Source organism: Amycolatopsis sp. TRM77291, from assembly GCF_054166285.1.
Window position 1 is genome coordinate 269808 of the sequence record NZ_JBSZHF010000001.1, and the last position, 21319, is coordinate 291126.

Sequence of the window (21319 nt, forward strand, 5' to 3'; positions counted from 1 at the left end):
ACATTTCCCAGGCGACTCTGTAGCACCACCAGTCACAACGGTGGCGCGTGAAGGCCCCCTTCCCTCGGCTCAGCCGAGGGAAGGGGGCCTTCACGCGCATCGGTGGCGGCAGTGAAAGCAGTGACCGGTGTGACGCCTGAGGTTTCGCCGAAGTCCGTGAAGGCCTCCTTCACTACCTTGAGGGTAGGGAAGGAGGCCTTCACTACGTGCTGGGCTGGGGTGGGCGCTTCGGAGTACGTGAAGGACCCCTTCCTGTACCTAGGCGCAAGGATGGGGTCCTTCATGTACTCGTGAAGGTGTGAAGGCCAAGTTTCCTCGGCTGAGCCGAGGGAAGGGGGCCTTCACGCGCCACCGTTGTGACTGGTGGTGCTACAGAGTCGCCTGGGAAATGTCGGAACAGAAGCCGCCACCGAACCTACCCATAAAAAATGGCGGGTGCTCCGGAGAGCACCCGCCATTCCCCAAAAACCCGGCTCAGCCGCGAACGACCTTGCCCGCCTTGATGCACGAGGTGCAGGCGTTCAGGCGCTTGCGCTGGGACAGACCGATCTTGGCGTGAACGGTCTGGATGTTCGGGTTCCACCGGCGGTTGGTACGCCGGTGGGAGTGCGAGACCGACTTGCCAAAGCCCGGTCCCTTGCCACAGACGTCGCACACGGCAGCCACGTCGAACTCCTCTGGATCTGGGACAAAGAATGACGCGCCCAGCATGCTGGGCAACTCGACCATAGTAACCAGTGGCTCAGAGCCCTCCGGCACCGGGTCGATACCCTCGCTGGAACAGCTAGGAGGTTACGGGGTGCGGGTGCTCGACGTGGCGGCGGTGTCGGCCTGGTCGGCGGCCTGTGTGCACAGCTTGGCGGTGCTCCGGCCGGCGATCGACGGCATCAACGTCTACCCGGTCGCCGACTCCGACACCGGCTCCAACCTGCTGTTCACCATGACCGCGGCCCGCGACGCGCTGGCGGAGGCCGACCCGGCGACGACCGCCGAGGCGCTGGCGGCGTTCGCCAAGGGCGCGGTCGCGGCGGCCAAGGGCAATTCGGGCGTGATCATGTCGCAGGTCGTGCGCGGGATCGCCGAGTCGGCGGCCACGAGGGAGCTCGACGGGCCGGGGCTCGCGGAGGCGCTCGGCTGCGCGGACAGGGCCGCCACCGGCGCGGTCAGCCGTCCCGTGGCCGGGACCATCCTGACCGTCCTCCACACCGTCGCCGCGGCCGTCTGTGACGCGACAGGCTCACTCGAAGAGGTGGCCGCCGCGGCGGCGAGCGTCGCCGCCGAAGCCCTCGAAGAGACCCCGAAGCAGCTGCCCGTCCTGGCGGTGGCCGGCGTGGTCGACGCGGGCGCGCGCGGCCTCGTCGCGGTCCTCGACGCCCTGCACGGCGTGATTTCCGGAGGCCTCACCGAGCCGGAGCACCCGCTCGAGGCGCATCACCATCACACGATCGAGGCCCCGACGGCCTGGGAGGTCATGTACCTGCTCGACGGCGTCGACGAGGCCAGCCTTCCCGGACTTCGCAAGACCCTCAGCGGCCTCGGCGACAGCGTCACGGTCGCCGGGGACGGCGCCGGCGCGTACGCCGTCCACGTCCACTGCGCGGACATCGGCGCGGCGCTGGAGGCCGGCATCGAGCTCGGCCGTCCCCGCCGGGTCCGGGTCGAGCCGCTGATCACGCCCACCCCGGTCGAGGTCGGCGGCGGGATCGATCGTTCGGTGGTCGCCGTGGTCCACGGCGGGCCGCTGGCCGAACTCCTCCGCGCGGAGGGGGTCGCGGTGCTTTCGGTCCCGCACGGGGTCCAGCCGACGGTCGAGGAGATGCTGGGCCTGATCAACGAGGCCGCCGGCCATCACGTCACCGTGCTTCCCGGCGGACAGGAGCTGACCGCGGCGGCCGACGCGGCCGCGGGGCACGCGATGGCCGCGGACCGCGACGTCGTCGTCATCCCGTGCGTGTCACCCGTCCAGGTGCTCGCCGCGCTGGCCGTCCACGACCAGGACCGCCGCACCAACGACGACGTGGTCGCGATGGCCGAGGCGGCCGCCGCCACCAGGCGTGGCGAACTGAGGATCGCGCAGGAGGAGTCGCTAACCTGGGTGGGCCGGGCGCAGGCCGGTGACGTCGTCGGCCTCGTCGACGGCGAGGTCGTGCTGATCGAGCCCGCGCCCGCCTCGGAGACGAGCCTGGTCGCGGCGGCGGTCGGCGTGCTGAACCGGATGCTGGCCCTCGGCGGCGAGCTGGTCACCGTGCTGACCGGACTGGACGCGCCCGTCCGGCTTCCCGGTGAGCTGGCCGATCAGCTGCGCCTGGAGCATCCCGAGGTCGAAGTGACGAGTTACGCGGGCGGCCAGACCGACGCCGTGCTGCTGATGGGGGTGGAGTGACCGCATGACCAACCTGCGCGCGGACCTCAAGCTGGTCGTCGGCGCGGCGACGGCGAAGGCGCTCGCCAAGGGCCTCAAGATCGAGACGGTCAGCGACCTCCTGCGGCACTACCCGCGCCGCTACGCCGAACGCGGCCAGCTCACCGACATCGCCGGGCTCGAACTCGGCGAGCACGCCACCGTGATGGCGCGTATCGAGCGGGTCAACAAGCGCCGGATGAAGGCGCGCAACGGCACCCTGCTCGAAATGGTGATCACCGACGGCAAACGCCGCCTGCAATGCACCTTCTTCAACCAGGCCTGGCGCGAAAAGGAACTCGTGCCCGGCAAGAACGGGCTTTTCGCGGGCAAGGTCACCGCCTTCCGCGACGTCCTGCAGCTGGCGAACCCCGAGTACGAACTGTTCGACGCCGAGCGCCAGGCCGAGGCGATGGACGACTTCCTCGCCGAGATCATCCCGGTGTACCCGGCGGCGCAGGGGATCCCGACCTGGGTGATCGCCAAGGCCGTGCGGCAGGTGCTGGACGTGCTGGAGGTCGACGAGGACCCGATGCCGATCGAGCTGCTCGCCAGGTACGGCCTGCCCAGCCTGGAGAGCGCGCTGCGCGGCATCCACCGCCCGTCGAGCTGGCAGGCGCTGAATTCCGCGCGTGACCGGCTCAAATGGGACGAAGCCATGGCCGTGCAGCTGATCTTCGCGCAGCGCAGGCATTCTTTGGTCTCGCGGCCCGCGAAAGCCTGTCCGCACACCGACGGCGGCATCCTCGAAGCCTTCGACAAGCGGCTCCCGTTCGCGCTGACGGCGGGCCAGCAGGAGATCGGCGAGGAGATCGCCAGGGATCTGTCCACCGAGCATCCGATGAACCGGCTGCTGCAGGGCGAGGTCGGTTCCGGCAAGACCGTGGTCGCGTTGCGCGCCATGCTGCAGGTCGTCGATTCCGGGCGGCAGGCGGCGATGCTCGCGCCGACGGAGGTCCTCGCCGCGCAGCACGCCCGGTCCTTGCGCGAGATGCTCGGCGACCTCGGGCAGGCGGGTGAGCTCGGCGGCGCGGAGAACGCGACGCGCGTGACCCTGCTGACCGGTTCGATGGGCGCCAAGGAACGCAAGAAGGCGTTGCTGGAGACGGTCAGCGGCGAGGCCGGGATCGTCGTCGGCACGCACGCGCTCATCCAGGACACGGTGTCCTTCGCGGATCTCGGCCTGGTCGTGGTCGACGAGCAGCATCGCTTCGGGGTGGAGCAGCGGGACGCGCTGCGCTCCCGCGGCTCCGACGAGACCAGCCCGCACGTGCTCGTCATGACGGCGACGCCCATCCCGCGCACGGTCGCGATGACCGTCTACGGCGATCTGGAGATCTCCGCGCTGCGCGAGATGCCGGTCGGCCGGTCGCCGATCAAGACGTCGGTGGTTCCGGTCGCGGAGCGGCCCGCCTGGCTGGACAGGGCGTGGCAGCGGGTCCGCGAGGAATGCGGCAAGGGCCACCAGGCGTACATCGTCTGCCCGCGCATCGGCGACGAACCGGCGTCGGACAAGGGCGACAAGCGGCCCGCGCTCGCGGTCCTCGACGTGGCGCCCGAGCTGGCCGAAGGGCAGCTGAAGGGCCTGAAGATCGGGGTCCTGCACGGCCGGATGCCCGCCGACGACAAGGACGCCGTGATGCAGGCGTTCTCCAGGGGCGACCTGGACGTGCTCGTCGCCACCACCGTGATCGAGGTCGGCGTCAACGTGCCGAACGCGACCGCGATGGTGATCATGGACGCCGACCGGTTCGGCATCAGCCAGCTGCACCAGCTGCGCGGGCGGGTCGGCCGGGGCAGCGTGCCGGGGCTTTGCCTGCTGGTCACCGAAACCCTGGACGGGACCACCACCCGCGAGCGGCTGGCCGCCGTCGAGTCCACGACGGACGGCTTCGAACTGTCCAGAATGGACCTGGAACTGCGCCGCGAGGGCGACATCCTCGGCGCCGCGCAGTCGGGGAAGAAGTCGACCCTGAAGCTGCTTTCGCTGCTGCGCGACGAGGACGTCATCGCCGAGGCGAGGGCCCGCGCGTTGGAAATCGTCGAGAAGGACCCTGCCTTGGGGAATTACTTGGGGCTGGCGCACATGATCGCCGACGTCGTCGACGAAGATCGCGTGGAGTACCTGGAAAAAAGCTGACGTGAACAGTTCTGCCCGATCGGACCTTGCCGCCGCACGGGCTTAGGGGCTTTCCTCGTTCCGTACGGGCGAGGGAGGCCGGGGATGACAGCAGCGGTACGGGTCCAGCTCGGTGAGGACGGGGCCGACGCGGAACGGGTCGACCAGCTCGCCGGATACCTTCGAGGGGAACTGGTCGAACGCGGGATCACCGAGGTGAAGGCGCTGCCCGCAGGCCCGGCGCCGCCCGGCTCGCGGGGATTCGACGTCGCGACGGTGGGCGGGCTGCTGGTCACGCTGGGGCAGTCCGCGCAGGGTCTGCGTTCGGTCGTCGCGGCCGTGCGCGAGTGGCTTTCGCGCGGCGGACGGGTGAAGCGCACGGTGCGGCTGGAGATCGACGGAGACATGCTGGAGCTGTCCGAAGCGACGCTCACCGACCAGGACAAGCTCGTCGATCTCTTCGTGAGCAGGCATTCGGCGCCATGACCGGCGCGCGGCGTGCCCTGATCATCGCCAACGGGGAGTACGACAACCCCGGGCTGAGCGCGCTGCGGTCCCCGGCCGCCGACGCGGAGGCGCTCGCCGAAGTCCTCGGCGACCGCGCCATCAGCGAATTCGACGTCCAGGTGGTGCGCGACGAGACCGCCCACGTGATCGCGGGCCGCGTCGAGGACCTGTTCGCCGACAGCGCGCCGGACGACGTCCTGCTGGTGCATTTCTCTTGCCACGGCTTGAAAAGCGAGTCGGGTGAGCTGTTCTTCGCCGCTCGTAACACCCGGCCGGAGCGGCTAGCGTCGACCGCCGTCCCCGCCGATTTCGTCCAGCGCTGCCTGCGGATGAGCCGGTCGCGGAGCATCGTCCTCCTGCTGGACTGCTGCTACGGCGGCGCCTTCAGCCAAGGGGTCGCCGTGCGCGCCACCGGCGAGGCCAACGTGCTCGACGCGTTCCCGGCCGGCGGTTTCGGCGGCCGCGGCCGTGCGGTGATCACCGCGTCGAACTCCATCGAGTACGCCTTCGAGGGTGACCAGCTCGCCGACGACCACGTCCGGCCGTCGGTGTTCACCTCGGCGCTCGTCGACGGCCTCCGCACCGGCGACGCGGACCGCGACGAGGACGGCTGGATCGCGCTCGGCGAACTGTACGACTACCTGTTCGACAGCGTCCGGGAGCGGAACCCGAACCAGACCCCCAGCCGCGACATCGAGATGCAGGGCGAGCTGTATCTGGCCAGGAGCAGGCGCCGCCGGATCAAACCGTCGCCGGTCCCGGCCGATCTGCGCGCGGCGAGCGAGGACGCCAACATGTTCACCCGCCTCGGCGCGGTGACGGAACTCCAGCGGCGGCTGACGAGCGAGAACCTGTCCGTCGCCATCGGCGCGCACGAAGTGCTCACCACGATGGCGCAGACCGACATCCGGCATATCGCCGAGGCCGCCGACCTCGCACGGCGAGAAGCGCGGGTGCGGACCGAATCCGAGGTGGTCCGGTTCGGAGAGGTCGTCCGTGGTTCGAGGCCGGCGGCGCGCATCCGGCTGGCGGGACCGCCGATCGCGCGGGCGTGCCGGTTCGCGTCTTCCCATCCCTGGCTGCGGGTGACCGAAGACGGCGACGACGCCGAGATCGTGCTGGAGCGGGAAGAACTCGGGGCGTTCGAGGCGCGGGTCACCGTGACCGGGCCGACCGGCGAGGCGGTGGTGCGGGTCGAGGGCCGGGTCGTCGCGGAACCGGCGCCGCGACCGGAACCCGAACCGGCCCCTGAACCCGTGGCGGCCGTCCCCGTGCCGCCCGCAGCTGTGCCGTTCGCGGCGCCGGTGCCGAAGACCGACCCGTTCGCGGTCGCCGCGGGGCTGCTCGCGATCGCGGCCGCGGTGTACCTCGTGGCCATCGCGTTCGCGCTCGGCAGCAGTCTGGAGGATTTCCTCGAAGACGGCGGCTGGGCGATCCTGCCGCTCGTCGTCTTCGCGAGCGCGGCGGGGATCGCGATGCTCCTGCCGGGCACACGCCGGATGACAGGCCCGGGGGCGCTGTGCGGGCTGACGCTGCTCGCGGCGATCCCGTACGGCCCGTCGCTTCTCGTCCTCACCGACGGTTTCCTGCTCGCGGGAGCCGTCTGCGCGCTGATCGCGGTACGGCGTGACCGGAGTTTCCGGCTCGGGCTGGGGAAACCGCGGGACGCGCTCGGCGTCGCCGCCCTCGTGGCCGGGATCGGTTGCGCGGCCGGGCTGGTGATGGAGGCCGTCGAGCTGTTCGGCTACTCGTCGAGCCGGGCCGACGAAGGAGCGATCTGCCTCGTGGTCTCGGTGGTGCTCCTGGCCGGGACGGCGCTCGGGGTGCTGCTCAGGCCGGCGGCCTTCGGCGTCGCCTTCCTCGGCGGCGTGGCCGGAGGCGGCATCGTCATGGTGTGCGCGCTGTTCTACGCGATGCCGAGCAGTTCGAGCGTGACCGGTGCCGGCTGGGGGATCGCGCTGGGAGCGGTCCTGGCGCTGGCCATCACGGCCGGTTTCGCGGCCCGCAAGGAGAAAGGCTGACGATGGCCACGATCCGCACCGCGACCGTCGAAGACGCCTGGCCGATCGCCGAGGTGAACGTGCGGTCGTGGCAGTCGGCGTACCAGGGCCTGCTGCCCGAGCTCTACCTCCGCGATCTTTCCGTCGAGGGCCGGGCCGCCCGCTGGCAGCGGACCCTCGCCGACCCCGCCAACCAGGGCGACATCCTGGTCCTGGTCGAAGACGGAACGCTCCTCGGTTTCACCGCCGTCGACCGGATCCGCGGCGAACTACGCGCGATCTACCTCGACCCGCAACGCTGGGGCACCGGGCTGGGCAGGCTGCTGCTCGACACCGCCGTGGCCGCGCTGCGGGAAGCGGGGCACCGCGAGGCGACGCTCTGGGTGCTCGACACCAACAAGCGTGCCCAGCGTTTCTACGCGGCCGGAGGCTGGGCGCCGGACGGGGCGACGAAGACCGACACCATGCCCGGCGAGGACGTCCAGCTGTCCGAAGTGCGGTACCGGATCGATCTCGTCAGCGCTTGAACCAGGCGCTTTCCTCGGGTTTGTTGAGGACGACGATCACGCCGACGGCGATGCCCATCCCGATCAGCTGGGTGATCGCCCCGCCGTTGAGCAGGCTGACCAGCCCCATGATCACGACCAGTCCTTCCACGGCGACGATCGTCGGCCGCACCCACGGCGAACCGCGGGAAATCCTTATCGCGCAAGCGATCAGCGCGACGGCGACCACGAAACCGAGGATCGCCAGCGCCAGGACGAGGCCGGCCTCCTCGTTGCCGTGCTCGAGCTCGTCGATCGCGAGGGCGGTCACTAGCGCGCTCGCGAGGACATTGAGGACCACCTGCACCCAAAGGAAACCGCGGACGAGCTTGAGCCTGCCCGGCATCTCCACCCGCCGGTTCCGGACTTCCTCGGTCATGACTGTCCCCTCTCTCGGTGCGGAGGGACCAGTCTGGCCGGGGAAGTCGTTGGTGCTGACGGTAAAACTGTCCTCATCTCGGCTCCGGAGCCCCGAGGCTTCGGGGTGTAGTGGCGCTTTCGGAGTCGATCACCCTTCAGTGTTGTTTTACTCTTTTCCCGGTCGCTTGAAATTACGAACATCTGTTCTATTTCTTCGAGTATTATTGAGGGGTGTCCGAGACCTTTCTTCCTGAGTTGCCGCAGGAGTTGTGGCGTGCCGGCAGGCTGGAGCTTGCGCATGGTGTGCAGCAGTCGTTGCGGGTGATTCGGATGGCCACCGCTGGTTTGGGGCGGTTTCTGGCGGAGGTCGAGTCTCGGGGTGCCAAGGACTTGTATGGGCATGGCAGTACGGCGAGTTGGTTCGCGGAGTTGGCGGGGTTGTCGCGGGCTGAGGCGGGTGCGGTGGTGAAGCGGGCGGTGGCTTTGAACCCGACGCGGAACCTGGATGGCACCGAAGCCGCGGCCGTGGCACCCGCGACGGCCGCGGTCGCCGCCGAGGGGCTGGTCGGGGATGAGCGGATCGATCAGATTCTGGAGATCTTGAAGAGGTTGCCTGCCGATACCTCGGTTGAGGATCGGGCGGTCGCGGAGAAGATCCTCGCTGATCTGGCCCCGAATGCCGGTCCTCACCAGTTGGTGGACGCTGAAGCGAAACTGCTGGGCTGGCTGGATCCCGACGGCAACGAACCCCAAGACCCCAAGCCCAAGGAACCACGCCGCGAAATCACCCTGGAACGCCGCAGAGACGGCTTCTGGAAACTCACCGGGCTGCTTGATGACGAGACGGGTGCCCGGACGGCGGCCGCGCTGGAGGCGTATGCCCAGCCGCGGCCGGTGGACGAGTTCGGCCAGGCCGATCTGCGGATGAAGTGCGAGCGCCTGGGCGACGCCTGGGCCGAACTCCTCGACCTCGCGATCGCCTGCCCCGACCAGCCCGGCACCAGCGGCTACCGCACGTTGGTGCATGTGACCATCGGACTCGACGAGCTGAAATCCGGCCTCGGGACCGCCTGCCTCGATTTCGTCGGGACGATGACGGCGCGGGAAGCGCGGCTCGCGGCCTGCGACTGTCTGATGCTGCCGGTCGTGATGAGCGCCGCCGGAGAACCCTTGGATGTGGGACGGCTGCGGCGGTTCGTCACCCCAGGGCAACGACGGGCGTTGAACATCCGAGACGGTGGCTGCGCCTTCCCCGGCTGCCATCGGAAACCCAAGAACTGTCACGCCCACCACATCGTCCACTGGGCAGACGACGGACCCACCGATCTCCGCAATCTCGTGCTGCTGTGCGGTTTCCACCATCGTTTGATTCATCACGGTGACTGGGAAGTCCGCATGGCGGCCGACGGATTACCGGAGTTCATTCCGCCCCAGTATCGAGATCCGCTCCGGCAACCCCGCCGCAACACCCTGCATCACCGCTGAACGTCGAGGAGCCCGTCGGTCACACCGGCGACGGGCCCTTCGGCATGCCCGCCGGACGAACATTGGGTCTCGTCCCTTTCATGTACGGGGCATCCAGGGCTTCACCGCAGAACGCTCCCGCTGGCCGGTCCGATCACGCGCGGCCACGCCGGTCTCGGGCAGCCAAGGCGCGAATCTCCCGCATTGAGAGGACTAAATGCGAAACCGCCCGAACCCCGACACAGGGACTAAACGCCTGGCCGCACGAAGGCGCCTTCCCTCGCTGCCACCGCCACCGCCCGCGCCGTGACCCGCGCCTCCGTCACCGTGACGCTCTCCCGCGACAGGAAAAGCCGGTAGAAGATCGGCCCGCACACCGCCCGCACCAGCTCGTCGCCGTCCGTGCCGGCAGGGATCTCGCCCCGCGCGACGGCCCGCTCCGCGATCGGCGCCATGCGCACGTGCCGGTCGGCGTAGAAGTCGTGCAGGGCCTCGGCCGCTTGTGGCGACTGGAATGCCGCCAGCACCGACGCCGTGGGCAACTCCTTCAGCGCGGGCTCGGTGAAGTACCGCACGACCTCCGCGGCCACTTCGTACAGATCGTCCTCGAGCGAGCCGGTGTCGGGCGCCGTCCAGTCGTCCTCCGCGCCCATCTGCAGCGCGGCGGCGACGAGGCCGTCCGGCGACGACCAGCGCCGGTACACCGTGGTCTTGTGCACCCCGGACCGCTCGGCGACCGCGTCCACGGTCAGTTCGCCGAACCCGCGTTCGGCCAGCAGGTCGAGGGTCGCGTGCAGGACGGCCTGGCGGGTGCGTTCGGTCCGGCCGCCGGGCCGCTGGGTACCGGAGGTTGCCAATTGCTACTCCTGTTGCGTTAGTGTGGGCAGTATGTCAGACCCAGCGAAGATCGCCGAACTCATCGGAGACGCGAAGATCGTCGCCATCGGTGAGAACAACCACCACATCCACGAGTTCGGCGACCTGCGTAATCGTTTGCTCCAGCACCTCGTCGAGCAGCACGGCTTCCGGGTCGTGGGCTTCGAGTCCGGCTTCGCCGAGGGCAAGCTCGTCCAAGACTGGCTGAACGGTGCCCCGGGTGACGTCGCCGAGATCGGCCGCGACGGCTTCACGTTCTCGCTCGGGGAGTCGCCCGAGGCGCACGAAATGCTGACGTGGCTCCGCGAACGCGGCGACGTCCGCTACTACGGCCTCGACGTGCCGAGTTCCGCGGGCTCGCCGGTGCCGTCCCTCGACGCGGTCCGTGCCTACCTGTCCACTGTGGACGAAAACGCCGTAGCCCTCGTCGATGCGGCGATCGAGGCGACCAAGGGGTACGCGTCGGTCAGCAGCGCGGAGGCGCCCGCCAAGTACGCCGCCCTCGACACGGCCGCGAAAGACAAGGCGACGGCGGCGCTCACCCGCCTCAAGACGCACCTCACCTCGCTGCGTCCCGTCTACGGGGACACCGCCGTCGCGGAGCACCACGTCGAAGGCGCGCTGCGCGTCGACGCGTACCTCGCCGAGGTCGCCGCGATGATGTCCGGTGACGCGCCCGCCCTGCAGAGCGGTTCGCGCGACGCGTACATGGCCGACACCGTCCGGCTGATCCGCCGGCTGCACGGCGACGACACGAAGATCGTCGTGATGCTCCACAACGGACACCTCCAGCGCGTCCCGTTCTCGCCTTTCCCCGGGCTCACCTCGCCGTCGGCGGGCACGCATCTGGCGGCCGAGTTCGGCGACGACTACTTCGCGCTGGCGCTCACCGCCGTCGAGGGCGAGACCACCGGGCTCAAACCCGATCCGGCCGCGCGGCTCGGGTTCACCGTGTATCGCCAGGAACTGGAGGCTCCGGCGGACGGCAGTGTCGAAGCCGAGGGCCCCGGGCTGGTGGACCTCCGCGCACGGCGGGGAACCGCGGGACCACAGAGCATCCGGCACGCGCATCTGTTCAACCCTGTGGACGTCGCCGACGCCTTCGACGCGCTGGTCTGCTTCCCGAAGTCGACGGTCAGCGGCCAGATCGGGCAAGACTGTGTCGCTTGAAGCGCGCCTCCACAATCCGAGGCCTCATGCCGAAAGAACGCGCGCGTGTCCCACCCGATCGGGTCACCCCAGTTCGGGGGCACCTCATGACAAGCCGAACGGGTGACACTCCGGGGTTGCCGTCCCCGGGGTACAGGCGTAGAGCCAAGGCATGATCATTCGACTGGTACGGGTCATGGCCGCGCTGGCGCTCCTGGTGCTGGTGGCGCCGCCCGCCTCCGCGACGGAAGTCCAGCAGAACCCGCCGAACTGGGGGCTGGACCGGATCGACCAGCGAACGGGTCTCGACCAGCTCTACCACTACGGGACCGACGCGAAGGACGTCACGGTCTATGTGATCGACAGCGGGGTCGACGCGGCGCATCCGGACTTCGGCGGCCGGGTCAAGCCCGGCAAGGACTTCCTCAACGGCGGCACGGACACCACCGACACCAACGGTCACGGCACGTACCTGGCCGGTGTCGCCGCCTCGAAGACCTTCGGCGTCGCGAAGGCCGCGCAGATCGTCCCGGTCCGGGTGATCGACGCACAGGGCGGCGGCGCCACGGACAAGATCATCGCGGGTATCGACTGGGTGACGCAGAACGCACGGCAGCCCGCCGTCGCCGTCCTCGGCATCGGCGGCACGGCTAACGACCAGCTCGACGCCGCCGTCCGCGCGCTCGCGGCTGTCGTCCCGATCGCCGTGCCGGCGGGCGGCGAGGCCACCGACGCGGGCAAGTTCTCGCCCGGCCGGGTCACCGAAGCGCTCACCGTCGGCTCGACCGACGCGAGCGACCAGGTCGGGTCGACGTCGAACTATGGCGAGGTCGTCGACCTGTTCGCGCCCGGCGTGGACGTGCCGGGGCCCAACGCCGGTGGCAACGGCGGCAGGGTGCTCAGCGGCACGTCGTCGGCCGCCGCGCACGTCGCCGGGGTGGCCGCGCTGTACCGGGCCCTGCATCCCGCGGTCTCCGCGCCGGACGTCGCGAAGGCGCTCGTGGACCTCGCCGCCGCCGACGTGCTGACCGGTGTCCACGAGGGCACCGCGAACCGGCTGCTCCAGTCCCCTGGCGCGCAACTCGGGCGGGGATGACGTCCATCACCTGGGCAACAACTCCCGCCCTGCGGGACCGAACGGGTAACGTGCCTCACCTACCGATCCGATGATGGGAAGGACCGGCATGTTCCGCAAGGTACTGGTCGCCAACCGGGGTGAGATCGCCATCCGCGCGTTCCGCGCCGGATTCGAGCTCGGCGCGGGCACGGTGGCTGTGTTCCCGCACGAAGACCGCAATTCGCTCCACCGGCTGAAGGCCGACGAGGCCTATGAGATCGGCGAACCCGGTCACCCGGTGCGGGCCTATCTGTCGGTCGAGGAAATCGTGGCGGCCGCCAAGAAGGCGGGCGCAGACGCCGTCTACCCCGGCTACGGCTTCCTCTCCGAGAACCCGGACCTCGCGCGCGCGTGCGAGGACGAAGGCATCACCTTCGTCGGACCGAGCGCGGACATCCTCGAACTGACCGGCAACAAGGCCCGTGCGGTCAAGGCCGCGCGCGACGCCGGCGTACCGGTCCTGGGTTCCTCCGAACCGTCCTCCGACGTCGACGCGCTGATCGCCGCCGCCGAGGAGATCGGCTTCCCGGTCTTCGTGAAGGCCGTCGCCGGCGGTGGCGGGCGCGGTATGCGCCGCGTCCAGGACCCCGCGCAGCTGCGCGAGTCCATCGAGGCCGCCGCGCGCGAGGCCGAGTCGGCCTTCGGCGACCCGACGGTGTTCATCGAGAAGGCCGTCGTCGAGCCGCGCCACATCGAGGTCCAGATCCTCGCCGACGGCGAGGGCAACGTGATCCACCTCTACGAACGCGACTGCTCGGTCCAGCGGCGCCACCAGAAGGTCATCGAGCTGGCCCCGGCACCGAACCTGCCGTCCGAACTGCGCGACCGGATCTGCTCCGACGCGGTGAAGTTCGCCCGCCAGATCGGTTACCGCAACGCCGGCACCGTCGAGTTCCTGCTCGACCGGGACGGCAACCACGTCTTCATCGAGATGAACCCGCGGATCCAGGTCGAGCACACGGTGACCGAGGAGGTCACCGACGTCGACCTCGTCCAGTCGCAGCTGCGCATCGCCTCCGGCGAGACGCTCGAAGACCTGGGGCTGTCGCAGGACAAGGTGTACCTGCGCGGCGCCGCCCTGCAGTGCCGCATCACCACCGAGGATCCCGCCAACGGTTTCCGCCCGGACACCGGGATGATCAGCGCGTACCGCTCGCCCGGCGGCTCCGGTATCCGCCTCGACGGCGGGACGGCGTTCGCCGGCACCGAGATCAGCGCGCACTTCGACTCGCTGCTGGTGAAGCTCAGCTGCCGCGGCCGCGACTTCAAGACCGCCGTCGGCCGCGCGAGGCGCGCCGTCGCCGAGTTCCGGATCCGCGGTGTGGCCACGAACATCCCGTTCCTGCAGGCCGTCCTCGACGACCCGGACTTCCGCGAAGGCCGCGTCACGACGTCGTTCATCGAGGAGCGCCCGCATCTGCTCACCGCGCGCCATTCGGCCGACCGCGGGACCAGGCTGCTGACCTACCTCGCCGACAAGACGGTCAACAAACCGCACGGCGAGCGTCCGCGCACCCTCGACCCACAGGTCAAGCTGCCGAAACTGCCCAAGGGGCTCGAGCCGGCGCCCGGCTCGAAGCAGAAGCTCACCGAACTCGGCCCGGACGGTTTCGCCCGCTGGCTGCGGGAGTCGCCGACCATCGGCGTCACCGACACCACCTTCCGCGACGCGCACCAGTCGCTGCTCGCCACCCGGGTGCGGACGAAGGACCTGCTCGCGGTCGCGCCCGTGGTCGCGCGGACCACGCCGCAGCTTCTCTCGCTGGAATGCTGGGGCGGCGCGACCTACGACGTCGCGCTGCGGTTCCTGGCGGAGGACCCGTGGGAGCGGCTGGCGAAGCTCCGGGAAGCGGTGCCGAACATCTGCCTGCAGATGCTGCTGCGCGGCCGCAACACCGTCGGCTACACGCCGTACCCCACCGAGGTGACCAACGCCTTCGTCGAGGAGGCGACGGCGACCGGGATCGACATCTTCCGGATCTTCGACGCGCTCAACGACGTCGAGCAGATGCGCCCGGCGATCGAGGCCGTGCGTGAGACCGGATCCGCCGTCGCCGAGGTCGCGCTCTGCTACACCTCGGATCTGTCGGACCCGTCGGAGAAGCTGTACACGCTCGACTACTACCTCAAGCTGGCGGAGCAGATCGTCGGCGCGGGGGCGCACGTCCTGGCCATCAAGGACATGGCGGGCCTCCTGCGGGCACCGGCGGCGGCGCGGCTGGTTTCCGCGCTGCGCAAGGAGTTCGACCTCCCGGTGCACATCCACACGCACGACACCGCCGGTGGTCAGCTCGCGACGTACCTCGCCGCGATCCAGGCGGGCGCGGACGCCGTCGACGGTGCCGTCGCGTCCATGGCGGGCACGACGTCGCAGCCGTCGCTGTCGGCGCTCGTCGCCGCCACCGACCACTCGGACCGGCCGACCGGGCTCGACCTGCAGGCGATCGGTGACCTGGAGCCGTACTGGGAGAGCGTGCGCAAGATCTACGCGCCGTTCGAGGCGGGGCTCTCCTCGCCGACCGGGCGGGTGTACCACCACGAGATCCCGGGCGGTCAGCTGTCGAACCTGCGCACCCAGGCGATTTCGCTCGGCCTCGGGGAGCGGTTCGAGGACATCGAGGCGATGTACGCGGCCGCGGACAAGATCCTCGGGCACCTGGTCAAGGTCACGCCTTCGTCCAAAGTGGTCGGTGACCTCGCGCTGCACCTCGTCGGCGCGGGCGTCTCGCCGTCCGACTTCGAGGCGGAGCCGAACAAGTTCGACATCCCCGACTCGGTGATCGGCTTCCTGCGCGGCGAACTGGGCGACCCGCCCGGCGGCTGGCCGGAGCCGTTCCGCACCAAGGCCCTCGAAGGCCGGGCGAAACCGAAGCCGGTGCAGGAACTGTCCGAAGAGGACCGCAAGGGGCTGGCGGAGAACCGGCGCGCGACGCTGAACCGGCTGCTGTTCCCCGGGCCCACGAAGGACTTCGAGGCGCACCGCGAGCAGTACGGCGACACCTCCGTCCTGCCGTCCAAGGACTTCTTCTACGGCCTGCGGCCGGGCGAGGAGTACTCGGTCGACCTGGAACAGGGTGTCCGGCTGCTGATCGAGCTGGAGGCCATCGGCGAGGCGGACGAGCGCGGGCTGCGCACGGTGATGTCCACGCTCAACGGCCAGCTGCGTCCGATCCAGGTCCGCGACACCTCGATCGCCTCGGACATCCCGGCGACGGAGAAGGCCGACAAGAGCGACCCGAAGCAGATCGCCGCGCCGTTCGCGGGGGTGGTCACGCTGCAGGTGTCGGAGGGCGACGAGGTCGAGGCCGGTGCGACGGTCGCGACCATCGAGGCGATGAAGATGGAGGCGTCGATCACCGCGGCGGGCGGTGGCAAGGTGTCGCGGCGCGCGATCAACGCCGTCCAGCAGGTGGAAGGCGGAGACCTGCTCCTCGTCCTGGAGTGACCCTGTCCGGAGTGCCGTGAAGGCCTCCTTCCCTACGCTGAAGGTAGGGAAGGAGGCCTTCACGGACTTGCGGCCGCCGCTAGCCTGGACCGGGTGCTGATCAACGCCGTACCCCAGTTCCAGGGCGCTCTGACCGAGCGCGCGCCGGAGTTGCCCGAAGGCTGCGTCGCGCTCGCCGAGCTCGCGGGCCACGTGCTGGGCGTGCCGGTGCACCACATCCGACAGACGCGCGAGACGTCGCCCGTGGTCGACGGCATCGCCAACCGCGCGGTGCTCACCGGCGCGAACCGCGCGGCGCAGCTCGCCGCCCTCGAAGCGCCGGGCGGGCCGGTGCTCACCATCGGCGGGGACTGCGGCGTCGAGCTGATCCCGATCGGGGTCGCGCGCTACCGCTTCGGGCCGGGGCTCGGCGTCGCCTGGTTCGACGCGCATTCCGACCTCAACACCGCGGAGACGTCGCCGTCGGGCGCGTTCCACGGCATGGTGCTGCGGTCGCTGCTCGGCGAGGGCGACCCGGAGTTCGCCGCGAATCCGCCGGTCGAACCCGGACGCGTCGTCCTCGCGGGGACGAGGGCGTTCGACGACGCCGAGCGTGCGGCGGTCGATCGCGGGCTGGTCGTCGAGACGGCCGACGTCGCCGCCGGCCTGGCCGGTTCGGACAAGATCTACATCCACCTGGACCTCGACGTGCTCGACCCGGCCGAGTTCGACGGGCTGAACTATCCGGAGCCCGGTGGCTTGACGATCGAACGTCTGGTGGCGATGCTTCGCGGGCTGAGCGGTTTCGACGTCGTCGGCGCGGGGATCACCGAATGCGCCGGCACCGAGGTCCGCGTTCTGGAGCCCGTGCTCGAAGTACTCGGGGAATTGCTCACCGGAAAGCAGTGACGCTCCGTATTCATCGGCCGTTCGTACGTACCGCGCGAGGCGTTTGCCGGGCACTTGTCATCAAAATTCAGGGATGACCCGTGATTTTGTCACGATGATGACAAGAAATCGGTTTCTTCTGCGACAGGTGACACATTTACGAGCGGCTCCGCGATGTGTTCGTTGTCACCCCACGACGATCGTGCGGTGCCGGGACGCTGGGCGGAGCAAAGGAGCTGCGATGTCGGTGGAGCGCGGAATCGAACACGCTGCGCAGCCTCCTGCGGCACTTCCCCGCAAGCTCGCCGACATTTTGCGACCGGAGCTGGGCAGTCTCGCCAACGAGATCGTCGACGAGATCCGGGCGACCATCCCCGCGTACGCGCGCCCGCTCGACGGGCCGTACGGCAAGTCGATCCGCGCGGGCGTCGAGTACGCGATCACGTTGTTCGTCGCCCAGATCGCGGATCCCACCGTCTCCAAGGAACAGTCGCACGAGGTCCACCACCGGCTCGGCCAGAACGAGATGCGGGAAGGCCGCAGCCTTGACACCCTCCAGTCGGCGTACCGGGTCGGCGCCAGGGTCTCGTGGCGGCGCATCATGCGGGTCGGCCGCCGCAGCGGTCTCTCGTCCGCGGTGATGTCGCAACTGGCCGACGCGATGCTCGCGTTCATGGACGAACTCGCGTCCGTCGCGCTGGACGGGTACCTCGAAGCGAAGGCGCGCACCGCGGGCGCGCTGGACACCTGGCGTCGCAAACTGCTGCACCTGGTGCTGGAAACCCCGCCCGCGCCGTCGAAGGCGATCGCGGAACTCGCGCAGCTCACCGGCTGGACGGTGCCCGAGCGCGCGACGCCGGTCGTGTTGCACCCGATCGGCGAGACCGTCAGACCCCGGCGGCACAACGCCGTGGATTCGGACGTGCTCGCCGAACTCGACTGCGCCGAGCCGCGGGTGCTCGTCCCCGGCGAGATCTCCGTCGCCCGCCTCGCCACCTTGCAGGCCGCGCTGCCGGACTACCGGCTCTCGATCGGCCCGTGCCGCCCGCTGGACTCCGTCGCCGATTCCCTCCGCTGGGCGCGCGAGGCCCTGCACCTGTCCGAACGCGGCATCATCCAGGCCCGCCGGGTGATCCGCGCCGAAGAACACCTCGCCACCCTGCTCGTGAACGCCGACGCCGCGCTGACCTGTCAGCTGCGCGACCGCCTGTTCGCCCCGCTCGCGGAGATGACCGGGAAACAGCGGGAACGGCTGCTCGAAACCCTGCGCGCCTGGCTGGACAGCCAGGGCAATGTCGTCGACATCGCCGAACGCCTCCAGGTGCACCCGCAGACCGTGCGCTACCGCATGCGGCAGCTGCAGGCGACCTTCGGCGAGCACCTGCGTGATCCGGGCGCGCGGTTCGAGATGGAGCTCGCGTTGCGGGCCGGTGCCGCGCCCGCCGGTTACGCTTTGCCGGAGGTGCTTCCGGCGCCGCGTAAGAGTCCACAGTGGACGCCGAGCGGCTCGTAGCGACGGGTCTTCAGATCCGGGCTCTCACAGCGTTTTCCATTGCATGTAGCGCTCCTTCTCCGTGGACGGGGGAAGAAGATGGTCGATCCGCCGGACCTGCCTGAGCAGACTCAGTCGTCCGACGATCGCGCGGGCTTCAGGCCCTGGCGACGGAGCCGCCAGGAGTTCGCGTGCCGTTTCGACCGGCGGCGAGTCGTGCAGGAACTCGTGGAGGAGCCGCATCGGGTCGAGGAGAGCGATATCCGTCCTGGGGCCGATGGCGAGGACCAGTGTCGTGGACAGATGGAACCTGTTCGCTGTCGCGGACCGCCTGCTGTAACCGCCGTAGGGCATCAGCCAGGAAAAGAACGTCTCGGCGATCTCGGCGCAGTGCCGTAACCGATCGTCGGTGAGTTCCCGGCAGTGCTTGATGAACCCGCCCCGGAAGTCCTCGTCGATCAACGCCCAGGGGCCTCCAGCAGGTCGATGGGATTCGCCTTCGCCAGCCGCGTGGGATCGACGGCCGCCAGCCCGTCGGTCAGCTCCTCGAAGGTCATCCACCTGACCTCCGAGAACGTGGGCATAACCGTCTGGTTTCCGTTCATGAAGCACCCAAGGCTTCGAGCGCGTCCTCGCCGTTCCTCAGCGGCGCGCCACCGGCGGATCGACGTTCGGGCACTTGCGCTCCAGGTCCCAGGGCAGCCCGACCTGGTTGACCCCGACGCAAGCCTGGTTCCCCGGCCCCGACGCCATCCCGGTCAACAGCGAGTCGAGATCTTCGTTCACACCACAGCCCGAGAACGGGGGCAGGGTGAAGTCCCGGTAGGCGGGATCCGTCCACTTCGGATCGGTGCGCACGACGCCACCGGTGAACATCCCGTACTTCTCCCCGCGGAGATTGATTTTGATCGGCTCGGCGGTGAGGCAGTTGTCGCCGACGTCGAGGCCGACCCCGTTGATGGTGACCCCGCTCAGTTTCCCGTAGACCTTGAGCGGGGTGAGGACGGTCGAGCTGCCCTCCGGTTCCGGGATCGAAACGCCGTCGACGTCGATGATGTGATTGCCGGTCGCGTAGTCCTCCGGCAACAGTTCCATGGTCGCGGTGATCGGGACGAAGCCGAAACCGAGGAAGGTGATCGTGCTCGGCGGCATCATGACCGAGCCGGTGATCTTGCCGGGACCTTCGGTGTTCTCCAGGTCGACGTGCCACACCGCGTTGACCATGAACGCGGGCTTCAACCGGGCGAAGGCGCCGAGTTTCGTGATCGACGACGTGCCCTGCAGTTCGAACGGCTGCAACGCGATGGGGTAGAGAGCGCTGGCGTGGACGTCGTCCGCGGTTCGCGCGTCGGCCTCGGGCCTCTTCGGCTCACCGGGCTTGCCGGGCAGCGGTTCGGGCTTCCCGAGTGGCAGCAGCGCGACACTGCCGAGCAGTGTCTTCTGGTCCGGTGCCTGGACACAGGTGATCGGTTTGAGCGGCGTCTCGGCGGCGGTCAGCGCGAGCGACGGCGCGCCCGTGCTCAGGCGCAGTTCGGACGGCACGTTCAGCACGATGGCGGGGACGGTGCCCGTCGCGACCAGCTTCAGTTCGCCGGTCGCCGGAATTTTTGTCGCCGGGATCGTCAGTGTCACCGGGACCGGGGTCTTCTTGTCCCCGTTCGCGGCCGTGAGTTCGACGGTCGCACCGCCCGCGATCTCGGTGACGGCTCCGAGCGAGCCTTCGCCGATCGTGAAGGTCAGCGAGAAATCCTTGACCTGTACGGGCTTTCCGGTCTGGACGACCTTCGGCAGGGTCGCCTGGACGTCCATGGTGACCGGTCGCTCCCCGGCCGGATCCGGGAAGACACAGGTGTTCGTGAGGGTCTGGTGCGCGGACGTGGCACCTTCCAGCGGTTCCGGCGGTGGTGCGGCCGGATCGGTCGCGGCCGAAGAGGACAGTGTGCCGCTCACCCCCACGAGCAGGATGACGCCCGCCAGAACGGGAAACCTCCCGAGTACCCGGCGAACCCGCTGTGTCATGGGTGTTCCTCTCGTGCCTCGCGCGGATGGAGACCGTGCGGGGCGGGCGTCCCCGCCCCGCACGGGTGGTTCATCAGGTGATCGGGATCGCCGGGCTGAACGCGCGGTTCTGCGCCGGGTTGGTGTTCTTCACCGTGCAGTTGAAGTTCCAGGTGGTCCAGGTGCCGTCCTTCTTGTGGAAGTCCAGCGGCGCGTTGATCGTGGTGCCGAGTGACGCGGTGGCCGAGCCGGGCGTACCGGCGGTGAACGTGGGAACACCGGTGCCCGCGTCCTGGACGATGTTGAACGTCCGCGGCCCCGGCACGTACGGGTTGATCTGCGTCGGGACGTCCAGGTTCGTCACCGTCGCCGAAGCGGGCGAGGCGTTGGTGACCGTGACCGGCATGTTCGCCTTGCCGCGCACGCCGTCGTAGTTGGCGGCGTTGAGCAGCGCGTTGATGGTGGCGTTGATCGTGGCGGTGCCCCCGACGGACGCCGGGGTGAAGGTGCCGCCGGCGGCGACCGAGTCCGGGCCGCTGAAGTTGGCCTTCACATCCAGCTGCTGCTGGCCGATGCCGGGGAAGTTGCACATGTAGGCGACGGTGCCGGTGGCGTAGGTGGTCGCGGCGGCGGCCGTGCCGGCGGTGAGCACGGCGACGGCGCCGAGCACGATGCCGGTGGTGGCGACGCCGGCTGACAACTTGCCAAGTCTACGGGACATACCTGTCATCTCCTTTGATCCAGTTTACGTCTCGGGCGGCTTTCCCCATGCGCCTTTCGGCGGATTTTTCTGATCAAATATGCTCGACTCGAGCGGCTTTCTCGGTGGTGGGGTAAACCGAGGTTACCCGCGAGTTATGTACGTAACAAGGATTCATGTCGACATGTTTCGAAGTGGGTGAGACGCCCGTTCTTTCTTGTCAGCCCGCGCTGAATGCGATTATGAAGTTTGTCCGCGGATGACAAAGAGGCGGCCGAT

At 69.3% G+C, this 21319-nt stretch carries 17 protein-coding genes; 11 read left to right on the forward strand and 6 right to left on the reverse strand.

Going from position 1 to position 21319, the window contains the following annotated elements:
* Positions 1-474 precede the first annotated feature (474 nt).
* Positions 475-666: a 50S ribosomal protein L28 gene (rpmB, locus tag ACXIZN_RS01225; protein WP_007031450.1), complete on the reverse strand. Its 192-nt coding sequence runs from the start codon at positions 664-666 to the stop codon at positions 475-477.
* A gap of 133 nt (positions 667-799) precedes the next feature.
* Between rpmB and ACXIZN_RS01230 the strand changes: the two genes are divergently transcribed.
* From ACXIZN_RS01230 to ACXIZN_RS01250, 5 genes are all read left to right on the forward strand, one after another.
* Entirely contained in the window at positions 800-2383 is a 1584-nt protein-coding gene (locus ACXIZN_RS01230) for a DAK2 domain-containing protein (RefSeq protein WP_457951999.1), read from the forward strand.
* Positions 2384-2387: 4 nt separating this feature from the next.
* Positions 2388-4541 carry an ATP-dependent DNA helicase RecG gene (recG, locus tag ACXIZN_RS01235; protein WP_457952001.1) on the forward strand — a complete coding sequence of 718 codons (2154 nt, stop codon included), beginning with the start codon at positions 2388-2390 and terminating at the stop codon, positions 4539-4541.
* A gap of 84 nt (positions 4542-4625) precedes the next feature.
* The gene (locus ACXIZN_RS01240; protein ID WP_457952003.1) at positions 4626-5006 is read left to right on the forward strand and encodes a hypothetical protein; all 381 of its coding nucleotides are present in this window, start codon (positions 4626-4628) and stop codon (positions 5004-5006) included.
* The gene (locus ACXIZN_RS01245) at positions 5003-7048 is read left to right on the forward strand and encodes a caspase family protein (protein WP_457952005.1); all 2046 of its coding nucleotides are present in this window, start codon (positions 5003-5005) and stop codon (positions 7046-7048) included. The genes ACXIZN_RS01240 and ACXIZN_RS01245 overlap by 4 nt, the downstream gene beginning before the upstream one ends.
* 2 nt (positions 7049-7050) lie before the next feature.
* Positions 7051-7554 carry an N-acetyltransferase family protein gene (locus ACXIZN_RS01250; protein ID WP_457952007.1) on the forward strand — a complete coding sequence of 168 codons (504 nt, stop codon included), beginning with the start codon at positions 7051-7053 and terminating at the stop codon, positions 7552-7554.
* On the opposite strand, the gene ACXIZN_RS01255 is transcribed toward ACXIZN_RS01250, so the two are convergent.
* Entirely contained in the window at positions 7544-7951 is a 408-nt protein-coding gene (locus ACXIZN_RS01255; RefSeq protein ID WP_457952009.1) for a hypothetical protein, read from the reverse strand. The two genes, ACXIZN_RS01250 and ACXIZN_RS01255, sit on opposite strands and share 11 nt — an antisense overlap.
* Positions 7952-8163: 212 nt before the next feature.
* Here ACXIZN_RS01255 and ACXIZN_RS01260 point away from each other — a divergent pair, with 212 nt between their 5' ends.
* Positions 8164-9417, forward strand: coding sequence for a DUF222 domain-containing protein (locus ACXIZN_RS01260; RefSeq protein WP_457952011.1), 1254 nt, complete (start codon positions 8164-8166; stop codon positions 9415-9417).
* A gap of 227 nt (positions 9418-9644) precedes the next feature.
* Here ACXIZN_RS01260 and ACXIZN_RS01265 read toward each other — a convergent pair whose 3' ends face one another.
* Complete coding sequence (locus ACXIZN_RS01265) at positions 9645-10253, reverse strand: TetR/AcrR family transcriptional regulator (protein ID WP_457952013.1); 609 nt, start codon at positions 10251-10253, stop codon at positions 9645-9647.
* A gap of 31 nt (positions 10254-10284) precedes the next feature.
* Between ACXIZN_RS01265 and ACXIZN_RS01270 the strand changes: the two genes are divergently transcribed.
* From ACXIZN_RS01270 to ACXIZN_RS01290, 5 genes are all read left to right on the forward strand, one after another.
* A complete protein-coding gene (locus tag ACXIZN_RS01270) occupies positions 10285-11442 on the forward strand; it encodes an erythromycin esterase family protein (RefSeq protein ID WP_457952015.1) in 1158 nt (385 codons plus the stop codon).
* Between the two features lie 175 nt (positions 11443-11617).
* Entirely contained in the window at positions 11618-12517 is a 900-nt protein-coding gene (locus tag ACXIZN_RS01275) for a S8 family peptidase (RefSeq protein WP_457960435.1), read from the forward strand.
* Positions 12518-12605: 88 nt separating this feature from the next.
* Positions 12606-15983 (forward strand): pyruvate carboxylase, encoded by a 3378-nt coding sequence (locus ACXIZN_RS01280; RefSeq protein WP_126733569.1) that lies wholly within the window; start codon positions 12606-12608, stop codon positions 15981-15983.
* Between the two features lie 93 nt (positions 15984-16076).
* Positions 16077-16871, forward strand: a complete 795-nt coding sequence (locus tag ACXIZN_RS01285) for an arginase family protein (RefSeq protein WP_457952017.1) — start codon at positions 16077-16079, stop codon at positions 16869-16871.
* Between the two features lie 220 nt (positions 16872-17091).
* A complete protein-coding gene (locus ACXIZN_RS01290) occupies positions 17092-18363 on the forward strand; it encodes a PucR family transcriptional regulator (RefSeq protein ID WP_457952019.1) in 1272 nt (423 codons plus the stop codon).
* Between the two features lie 24 nt (positions 18364-18387).
* On the opposite strand, the gene ACXIZN_RS01295 is transcribed toward ACXIZN_RS01290, so the two are convergent.
* The 3 genes from ACXIZN_RS01295 to ACXIZN_RS01305 all read right to left on the reverse strand — a co-directional run bounded on the left by ACXIZN_RS01295 (position 18388) and on the right by ACXIZN_RS01305 (position 21040).
* Entirely contained in the window at positions 18388-18804 is a 417-nt protein-coding gene (locus ACXIZN_RS01295) for a hypothetical protein (protein ID WP_457952021.1), read from the reverse strand.
* A gap of 180 nt (positions 18805-18984) precedes the next feature.
* Positions 18985-20361, reverse strand: coding sequence for a DUF6801 domain-containing protein (locus ACXIZN_RS01300; RefSeq protein ID WP_457952023.1), 1377 nt, complete (start codon positions 20359-20361; stop codon positions 18985-18987).
* Positions 20362-20434: 73 nt separating this feature from the next.
* The gene (locus tag ACXIZN_RS01305; protein WP_457952025.1) at positions 20435-21040 is read right to left on the reverse strand and encodes a DUF6801 domain-containing protein; all 606 of its coding nucleotides are present in this window, start codon (positions 21038-21040) and stop codon (positions 20435-20437) included.
* Positions 21041-21319 lie beyond the last annotated feature (279 nt).

Coding starts and splice junctions, on each gene's coding strand:
- ACXIZN_RS01290 (WP_457952019.1), top strand. CDS start 17,092: ATGTCGGTGGAGCGCGGAATCGAACACGCTGCGCAGCCTCCTGCGGCA.
- ACXIZN_RS01240 (WP_457952003.1), top strand. CDS start 4,626: ATGACAGCAGCGGTACGGGTCCAGCTCGGTGAGGACGGGGCCGACGCG.
- ACXIZN_RS01245 (WP_457952005.1), top strand. CDS start 5,003: ATGACCGGCGCGCGGCGTGCCCTGATCATCGCCAACGGGGAGTACGAC.
- ACXIZN_RS01270 (WP_457952015.1), top strand. CDS start 10,285: ATGTCAGACCCAGCGAAGATCGCCGAACTCATCGGAGACGCGAAGATC.
- ACXIZN_RS01250 (WP_457952007.1), top strand. CDS start 7,051: ATGGCCACGATCCGCACCGCGACCGTCGAAGACGCCTGGCCGATCGCC.
- recG (WP_457952001.1), top strand. CDS start 2,388: ATGACCAACCTGCGCGCGGACCTCAAGCTGGTCGTCGGCGCGGCGACG.
- ACXIZN_RS01300 (WP_457952023.1), bottom strand. CDS start 20,361: ATGACACAGCGGGTTCGCCGGGTACTCGGGAGGTTTCCCGTTCTGGCG.
- ACXIZN_RS01275 (WP_457960435.1), top strand. CDS start 11,618: ATGGCCGCGCTGGCGCTCCTGGTGCTGGTGGCGCCGCCCGCCTCCGCG.
- ACXIZN_RS01280 (WP_126733569.1), top strand. CDS start 12,606: ATGTTCCGCAAGGTACTGGTCGCCAACCGGGGTGAGATCGCCATCCGC.
- ACXIZN_RS01255 (WP_457952009.1), bottom strand. CDS start 7,951: ATGACCGAGGAAGTCCGGAACCGGCGGGTGGAGATGCCGGGCAGGCTC.